This is a genomic window from Sphaerochaeta sp. UBA5849, from assembly GCA_002432715.1.
Classification (GTDB): Bacteria; Spirochaetota; Spirochaetia; order Sphaerochaetales; family Sphaerochaetaceae; genus Sphaerochaeta.
The window spans coordinates 1-7,450 of sequence record DJGJ01000075.1 but is presented as its reverse complement, the minus strand read 5'-3'; the positions used below and the strand labels follow the sequence as shown (position 1 = coordinate 7,450).

Annotated in this window: 6 protein-coding genes and 1 pseudogene; 3 read left to right on the top strand and 4 right to left on the bottom strand. The window is 50.6% G+C overall.

What is annotated here, in order from left to right:
- A pseudogene (locus tag B3K89_RS13625) lies at positions 1-267 on the bottom strand (permease); the annotation flags it as partial.
- Between the two features lie 195 nt (positions 268-462).
- Between B3K89_RS13625 and B3K89_RS13620 the strand changes: the two are divergent.
- Positions 463-906, top strand: coding sequence for a CBS domain-containing protein (locus tag B3K89_RS13620; RefSeq protein ID WP_293890513.1), 444 nt, complete (start codon positions 463-465; stop codon positions 904-906).
- Positions 907-1,005: 99 nt separating this feature from the next.
- Positions 1,006-2,229: a DUF438 domain-containing protein gene (locus B3K89_RS13615; protein WP_293890515.1), complete on the top strand. Its 1,224-nt coding sequence runs from the start codon at positions 1,006-1,008 to the stop codon at positions 2,227-2,229.
- A 24-nt stretch (positions 2,230-2,253) separates the two neighbouring features.
- Here B3K89_RS13615 and B3K89_RS13610 read toward each other — a convergent pair whose 3' ends face one another.
- Genes B3K89_RS13610 through B3K89_RS13600 form a run of 3 tightly spaced genes read right to left on the bottom strand, consistent with a single transcriptional unit; the run spans position 2,254 to position 5,624 of the window.
- The gene (locus tag B3K89_RS13610; protein ID WP_293890517.1) at positions 2,254-2,538 is read right to left on the bottom strand and encodes a hypothetical protein; all 285 of its coding nucleotides are present in this window, start codon (positions 2,536-2,538) and stop codon (positions 2,254-2,256) included.
- Between the two features lie 8 nt (positions 2,539-2,546).
- On the bottom strand, positions 2,547-3,533 hold the full coding sequence (locus tag B3K89_RS13605) for a polyprenyl synthetase family protein (protein ID WP_345907546.1): 987 nt from the start codon (positions 3,531-3,533) through the stop codon (positions 2,547-2,549).
- A 6-nt stretch (positions 3,534-3,539) separates the two neighbouring features.
- Positions 3,540-5,624 (bottom strand): NAD(P)/FAD-dependent oxidoreductase, encoded by a 2,085-nt coding sequence (locus tag B3K89_RS13600; protein ID WP_293890521.1) that lies wholly within the window; start codon positions 5,622-5,624, stop codon positions 3,540-3,542.
- 470 nt (positions 5,625-6,094) lie between these two features.
- Here B3K89_RS13600 and B3K89_RS13595 point away from each other — a divergent pair, with 470 nt between their 5' ends.
- A complete protein-coding gene (locus B3K89_RS13595) occupies positions 6,095-7,375 on the top strand; it encodes a hypothetical protein (protein ID WP_293890523.1) in 1,281 nt (426 codons plus the stop codon).
- Positions 7,376-7,450: the final 75 nt, after the last annotated feature.

Here is a 7,450-nt window from a genome sequence, read left to right as displayed (position 1 = left end):
AATCATGGTTACCGACCCAACGATGGCGGCAAGGAGTACGCCAAACCATCCCGATTCAGAACCTATGAGCTTGAGGATCATGTGATGGTCGAGCAGACTGAGCAGCAGGCTGACCAATACAATGACCACCAAAAACTGAGGAAGAATGTTTTCGAATGCCTTCCATGCTTTTTTGAGTGCATTCTTGGTTTTTCCCCTGTCTTTGATGAAGGAGAGGATGAGCAGCAAAGCTGTGACACCGTAGAGAATGGTGTTCCTGATAGGCATGTATATAGCAGATATGCTTGCCATTGGCAACTAACAAGCATGATACAAATCTTTGTTTATAGATAGAAAAATAGCTATACTACTATTTTAGTAGGAATTCCTATCCGGCCGAGCACAATTATCTTGCGCAATTGAGAAGCGTAGGGTACGCTTGCAGTAGACAGAGTGTGACTATTGACATAGTGGAGGTAATGTATGGCTAATGTACAATCGATTCTGGATCAAAAAGGGAAAACGGTAATCAGCATCGGACCAGATGATGCACTTTCACATGCCCTCTTGAAATTGACGGAGCATAAAATCGGTGCATTGTTGGTACTCAACGAGCAGGGTGACATCAAGGGAATCCTTTCTGAACGTGACATCATCCGGCATTTCTCCAAGAGACTCGAACACCTCAATACCGGCTCCATCAAGGTGCGTGAAGTGATGACCACCGGAGTAACGTATGTCAAGCCGCATCAGAGTGCCGAAGACTGTCTGCAGCTTATGACTGCAGGACGATTCCGCCACCTCCCGGTGGTGGAGGATGACAAAGTCATCGGTATGATATCCATCGGGGATGTGGTCAAGGCAGCCTTGGAGGAACGTGATTTCCAAATCGGCGAACTTGAGCATTACATCACAAATGCTTACTAGGTTTAATTTAGAATACGTTTCTTTTTTGAGAAAGCGCTTCCCTGGTGAGGCGCTTTTTATCTTACTATAATAGTAAGAATTCAAAGGGAAGGAGAAATAATGGACGAAAAAAAGATTACCAAGCTGAAAGAAATCATTGAAAAATTGCATAGTGGAGTCTCCAGTGATGCAGTGAAGCAAGAGTTTGAAGCTGAATTTGGCACGGTGAGTGCGGAAGAGTTGGCTGCAGCCGAGCGAAAACTCATGGAAAGCGGAGCCATCAAAGTGGAACAGGTCCAAAAGCTTTGTGATGTGCATGCCTCGGTTTTCGGTGGCAGTATTGAGGAAATTCATCAAGGCAAGCAAGCTGACAAGACTTTCGGACATCCGGCATTCGTCTTCATCAAGGAGAATGAGGGCCTGACCAAGTTCCTCGATACTCAGTTCAGCAAGAGTGTAGAATCGTACAAGCAGCATCAGGACGAGGCAGCCAAAGCGGATTTGCTTGCTTCGTTGAAGAGCTTGAGCAAATTGGACAAGCACTATGCACGAAAGGAAAACCTCTTCTTCCCGTATCTGGAGAAGGCCGGCATCACGGCTCCTCCGAAGGTCATGTGGGGAGTGGATGATGAGATTCGCGACCTCTGGAAGGCTTGCATCCGAAGCTTGGAGTCTGAAGGTACAGTAGAGACCGCTTCCTTGGACAAGTTGATCGAGCAGGTACGCAGCATGATCAACAAGGAGAACAACATCCTTATGCCGATGCTCTCAGGTGTGATGGATGGCGATGCCTGGCTGACCGTAGCCCGTGACAGTGCTGATATCGGATACTGTTTCAACGGCGGTATCGAGGGAGCGAGTCCATCTGACGCCCTGACCTGGTATCGATGGAATGCAAGCATGAGCGGCAAGCAGGACTTTGCGCCGAAGCAGGAGATGAGCGCTGAGATTGTACTGCCCAGCGGCCATCTCAATCTCGAGGAGCTGACTTGGATGCTCAACACTCTTCCCGGGGATGTGACATTCGTGGGAGCCGACGACAAGGTACGGTATTTCAGCGAAGGCAAGGACCGGGTGTTCCCGCGTACCCGCAGCATCGTTGGACGTGAGGTTGCTCATTGTCACCCGCCCAAGAGCCTGGCTGTTGTAGAGAAGCTGGTTGAGGATTTCAAGGCCGGTCTGAAGGACAGTGAATCTTTCTGGATCCAGAAAGGCACCCAGTTCATCCTGATCCGCTACTTTGCGGTACGCAACGAGAAGCAGGAGTATCTGGGGGTGGTGGAAGTGACGGAAGAAATCTCTGCTCTGAGGAGCCTGGAGGGTCAGAAGACCCTGCTCAGCTGACCATGCAGAAGGCTATAGGAGTGCTCATTGCTCTTCTTGCAGCCCTTGCTCTTTCTTAAGCTGGTTGATGAATGCCAGGTAGGCGTGGATTTGCCCTTGGATTTCTGCATTTTTCAACACACCCCTGCCACCCCAATCCTGGCCTTCATAGATGGTAAGGTGGTGTAATTCCCCTTCGATGTCGATTATGTTCTGAGCAGTGATTCTCTGCCTGGTCTCTAGATAATGCAGTGTGGTATCATACGCCTCATGGAAAGCATGCTGCTCTCCTGTAATGTCCGAATCGTGTTCATTCAATAGTGTGTTCATGCTAATCCCTATACAGAGCGCTTCGAAAGTTTGGCTAAGAGATTGCCAAGCTGTCTCTCAACCTGCGGATGCCCAAGACGCTTCATATCGGAAAGCGCTCGCATCTTGTATGATTCTGCAAGAATTTGGGCTTTTTGTACACCATCCAGTGAGGCTACCAAATGCAGCGCCCGGTCGACGGTTTTCTGTTTCAAAGGAGTCTTTGAGCTTTGCAACAAATCCCGTAATTCTGTGGTGCCATCCATCTGTTCCTGTTCCAAGGCATATATGAGCGGCAGCGTGGGGATGCCGCACTTCAGGTCGTTGCCTGTGTTCTTGCCAAGCTTGGAAGAGTTACCCGTATAATCGAGAATATCGTCCTGGATCTGGAAGGCCATTCCCATGCAGTATCCGATTCTATGACACAGCATCAGCTTCAGCGGTTCGGCTTCCTGCAAGGCGACCCCTGCATAACAACTGAGGGCGAACAGGCTGGCTGTCTTTCCAGCTATGCGGCGCAGGTATGCGTGTCGTGGGATGAAGAAATCACCTTGGCCGGCATCCTGTTCAAGCTCACTTTCACACAACCGCGACAGGGCGGCAGAGACTACTCTGCTATCCATTCCCCGCTCTTTTCCGCTGGTCAACAACAGGGCTTTTGCCAACAGGAAGTCACCGGCCAGAACAGCCTGCTTGGCTCCAAGTTTTGCATACATGGTGGATTTTCCCCTGCGTGTGGCGGCGGAGTCGATAATGTCATCATGAACCAAGGAAGCCAGATGGATCAGTTCAATGACCGATGCGACCCTGATGGCATCATCAGTGACGGAGCGCTCGCCAAGTGCGCTGGTGATCAAGACAAGCGTGGGTCGAAGCATTTTTCCCACCGATTGTACATGTTCGAGCAAAATCGGGCGGATGAAGCCGTGAGCAGTGGCCACCGTATTCTCGATGGTACTGCTCACGGTTTCAAGCTTTTCCTTGAGGTGGGGCTCGTCATTCCAGAAATCGGTCATGACTTCCTACTTTTTCCCCAACTTTTGTTCCATCTGTCTCTTGGTGAACTTTGGTTCATCGAGATAGAAGTAGGTTTTCTTGGCGAGCGGTGTCTTGTTCCACAATTTCTTCAGGTAGGGCATCACCCAGTAATCCAAACCGAAAGCCTTGCCGGCTCCTCCGAGCATGACAATCGATACTGCCATGTACCAAAGGATTTCCTTGCCAGCCATTGCTCCGATGAGGAACATGATCGAGAGTCCCAGCGATACGATGGCGGCAGGGAAGGTGAAAAGACCGGCAAAGAGTGCGAGTCCGATGCCGACTTCTGCCAGTACGATCATCAGCTGGAACAGATAGGGAGCCTGCGCTACGAAGGTTTCATTGATCCAGGTGAAGATTGCCAAAGGCTGGGAGAGCAGGGGAGGTGCAAACTGCTCTACTACACCACTCTCAGCTATCGATTGACTGACCGATGCCACTGTATCCACCACTGTCTGGCTTGCAGAAGCAGCAGTATCTACAACCCATTGCGTAGCGGAGGATGTCGCCTCAATCGCCGGCTGACTGGCCGAAGCCACAGCCTGTGGGGCAACAGTCTGGCTGACCGCAGCCACACTATCGGCAACCGCCTGGCTGGCTGATGCGACCGTCTCAGTAACACTCTGGCTGGCAGAAGCCCATGCATCGGCCGCCCCTTCTGCAGGAGCACCCCAATAGACCTTGCTGCCGGTTGTATCGGTAAGCCAGCCATTCTTGATCTTTCCGAAGCCTTCAATGAGCCACATCACGCCCAGAAACATTCGAAGGAAGGTGGTCCAGTAGGAGGGAACCTTGTAAACGGCCAGACCGCCTATCAGGGATCGTCCGTGTTTTATTTCCAAGATTTCATGCTTGATGTACGCCCATGCACCGTTTACGCCGCACACTCCGCTCTGGTAATAGATGTTTACCAGATGCTTGAGGGCCATGGCAAAGAAGCCGGAGAGGGACATGCCGGCAGTATGACTGACTGCATATCTTCCGCCGATGGAGACCATGTAGCCGTGGAAGTTCGACTTGAACGGCTTGGGGTGCTCGGCTTTCAAGCCGAGTTCGCTTTTTATGGCATAGATGACGCCGTCGGCAGCTGTTTTGGCGGTTTGCTCGGCAGCTTCCACTATCTGGGGAACCGCCCGGTTGTTTTCCAGGAACCACATGCCGTCTCCGACAAGATAGACGTTTTGGTAGTCGGGGCTCTGCATGTACTCATTGACGAGTTTCCTGCCGATCTTGCCGTCGGTAAGCGGAAGCTTCTCGCAAAATTCCGTGCCTCGGACACCGCAGGTCCAGACCAGGGTCTTGGTTTTGATCACTTCGCCGTTTTTGGTGGTGAATCCGTCAGCATCGACCTGGGTGATCAGGGAGTTGAGCTTGATCTCAACGCCTTTCTTCTCCAAATACTTGACAGCCTTTGCCCTGGGCTTCTCCGGGAGCATGTTCAGGATGCTTCCCAATGCCTCGACACTGATGAGCCTGCCTTCCTTCTTGAAGTCGATACCGTTTTCCTCGCAAAGAATCGGCAGCCATTCAATCAATTCACCCACCAGCTCGATGCCGGTGAAACCACCTCCGGCAACGACGAAGGTAAGCATCTGCTTGCGCTTCCCGGCATCGGCTTCGCGACTGGCCTCCTTGACGATTTGCTCAATGTGGCAACGGATGCGAAGTGCATCATCAAGGCTCCACAGGTAAAAGGCATGCTCCTTGACACCGGGGATGTTGAAGTCTGCCGTTGTGGCTCCTGTTCCAATGATCAGCTGGTCGTATGCATAGCTGGCCCGCTCGCCCTTGAGGCGTTGGTTCTTGAAATCGATGTCTACAATGGTATCCTGTACGACATTGACCATTTTGCCGGAGAAAATTCTGTCGAAGGAAATCTTGACAGAATCCTCTTCGACACGGTTGCCGGCAACTTCATGCAGCTCAGTCATGAGAATGTGGTGGCGGTTCTTGTCAATCAAGGTTATTTCGACCTTGTCTTGATGCTTCTTGAATGCTTTGTGCAAAGTTTTTGCAGCGTGTACTCCGGCGTATCCCCCGCCTAATACCACAATCTGTTTCTTGTCCATGGTTCCTTCCTTGATTGACCCACGTTGAAGAGGGTTTGCTATATGGTAAACTTGGTATAGCAATGCAACAAGGTTCTTTGCGGATGTATAGTCACTGAACCTTACTGCGTTGGCAGAAAAACACTCTAGCACAGAAGTAGGAATTTATGCAATTGTGTCATTTTTTATCGAATATAGTTTTTCATATTTTTTACAATAACACCATACTGTCTGTGTGGAAAAATCGAATAAATCTCTGTAGGGAACGATTTATTACTGAAATATTAAAAAAATTATCTATCGATATTTTTATATCTAAGTAAAGCAATCGGATTACTACACTATGGAACTCTTTGCAGCATAATCACTTATCAAGAATATTTTGTTATTGCTACTGGATATTGATAATTTTAGGACGATATTGCAAAACTGTAACAGTTCTGTGTATGATTATATCTACAAACGTTGAATTTATCTAGGAGTTAATGATCATGAGAAAGAACGTGTTGGCTGTACTTGCAGCTGTTGTTTTAATCTCTCTGTTCGTCTTCACCGGCTGCTCAAAGTCTGAAGCGAAAACCACAGAAGCGGCCCCTGCCGCCGCTGCTCCGGCCGCTTCGGCTCCCGTTGCTGCAAAGTATGCCGACGGCATCTATTTTGCCGCCGATGATGCCTTCGCCTCTTCAGGCTGGAAGGAAACCGTCACCTTGACCGTCTCCGGTGGGAAGATTGTCAATGCAGACTGGAACGCAGTAAACATTGCCGGTGGTGCTGACAAGAAGACCTACGACAAGGCTGGAAAGTACAACATGGTCAAGTTCGGCAATGCCCAGGCCGAGTGGTACCAGCAGGCAGAGAGAGCGGAAGCATACCTGCTCAAGACCCAGGATCCTGCAGCGATCAGCTACAAGGATAGTGAAGGGCATACTGATGACATCGCAGGTGTCTCTATACATGTGAACGCTTTCTTTGACCTTGCAGCCAAGGCCCTCGCAGCCGGTCCTGTCGGCCGCGGCCCGTATGCCGATGGTGCATACTTTGCAATCGATGCTGCCTACCCCTCCTCGGGTTGGAAGGAGTACGTCTCCTTGACCGTTCTCAACGGCCGCATTGCAGCTGTCAACTGGAGTGCAGTAAACCGCTACGGGGATGACAAGAAGGCCTTCGACAAGGCTGGAAAGTACAACATGGTGAAGTTTGGCAAGGCTCAGGATGAGTGGTATGTACAAGCTCAGAAGGCCGAGGAGTACCTGATCAAGACACAGGACCTGGATGCGATCACCTACAAGGATAGTGAAGGGCATACCGATGACATCGCAGGTGTCTCGGTGCATGTGAACTCCCTCTTCGATCTTGTCAAGAAAGCCCTGGACAACGGTCCTGTCGGACTCGGTCCGTTTGCCAACGGCGGCTACTATGCAACCGAGGAAGCGTTTGGTTCTTCCGGTTGGAAGGGATTCGTCTCATTGTTGGTGAGCAACGGCAACCTTGTCAATGTTTACTGGAGTGCAGTGGACAAGGACAACCGCGACAAGCAGGTAGTTGCAGCTGATGGCGGCTACGGCATGATCAAGGCCAGCGCAATCGGCAAGGAGTGGCATGAGCAGGCAGTGGCGGTTCAGAACCACCTCCTCGCAACGCAGGATCCCAAGAAGATCACCTACAAGGACGAGGCCGGTCATACCGATGACATCGCCGGTGCCAGCATACACGTAAACGACTTCTATGCCTTGGTTGAGAAGGCTCTCGCCAATGGTGTGAAGAAGTACTGACCGTAGAAGAAGCACTGTTTCAGGACCTCGGGGATATCTCTCCGGGGTCTTTCAGTGCGCTCGGTATGAGCAATT

Coding starts and splice junctions, on each gene's coding strand:
- B3K89_RS13600 (WP_293890521.1), bottom strand. CDS start 5,624: ATGGACAAGAAACAGATTGTGGTATTAGGCGGGGGATACGCCGGAGTA.
- B3K89_RS13610 (WP_293890517.1), bottom strand. CDS start 2,538: ATGAACACACTATTGAATGAACACGATTCGGACATTACAGGAGAGCAG.
- B3K89_RS13615 (WP_293890515.1), top strand. CDS start 1,006: ATGGACGAAAAAAAGATTACCAAGCTGAAAGAAATCATTGAAAAATTG.
- B3K89_RS13605 (WP_345907546.1), bottom strand. CDS start 3,533: ATGACCGATTTCTGGAATGACGAGCCCCACCTCAAGGAAAAGCTTGAA.
- B3K89_RS13595 (WP_293890523.1), top strand. CDS start 6,095: ATGAGAAAGAACGTGTTGGCTGTACTTGCAGCTGTTGTTTTAATCTCT.
- B3K89_RS13620 (WP_293890513.1), top strand. CDS start 463: ATGGCTAATGTACAATCGATTCTGGATCAAAAAGGGAAAACGGTAATC.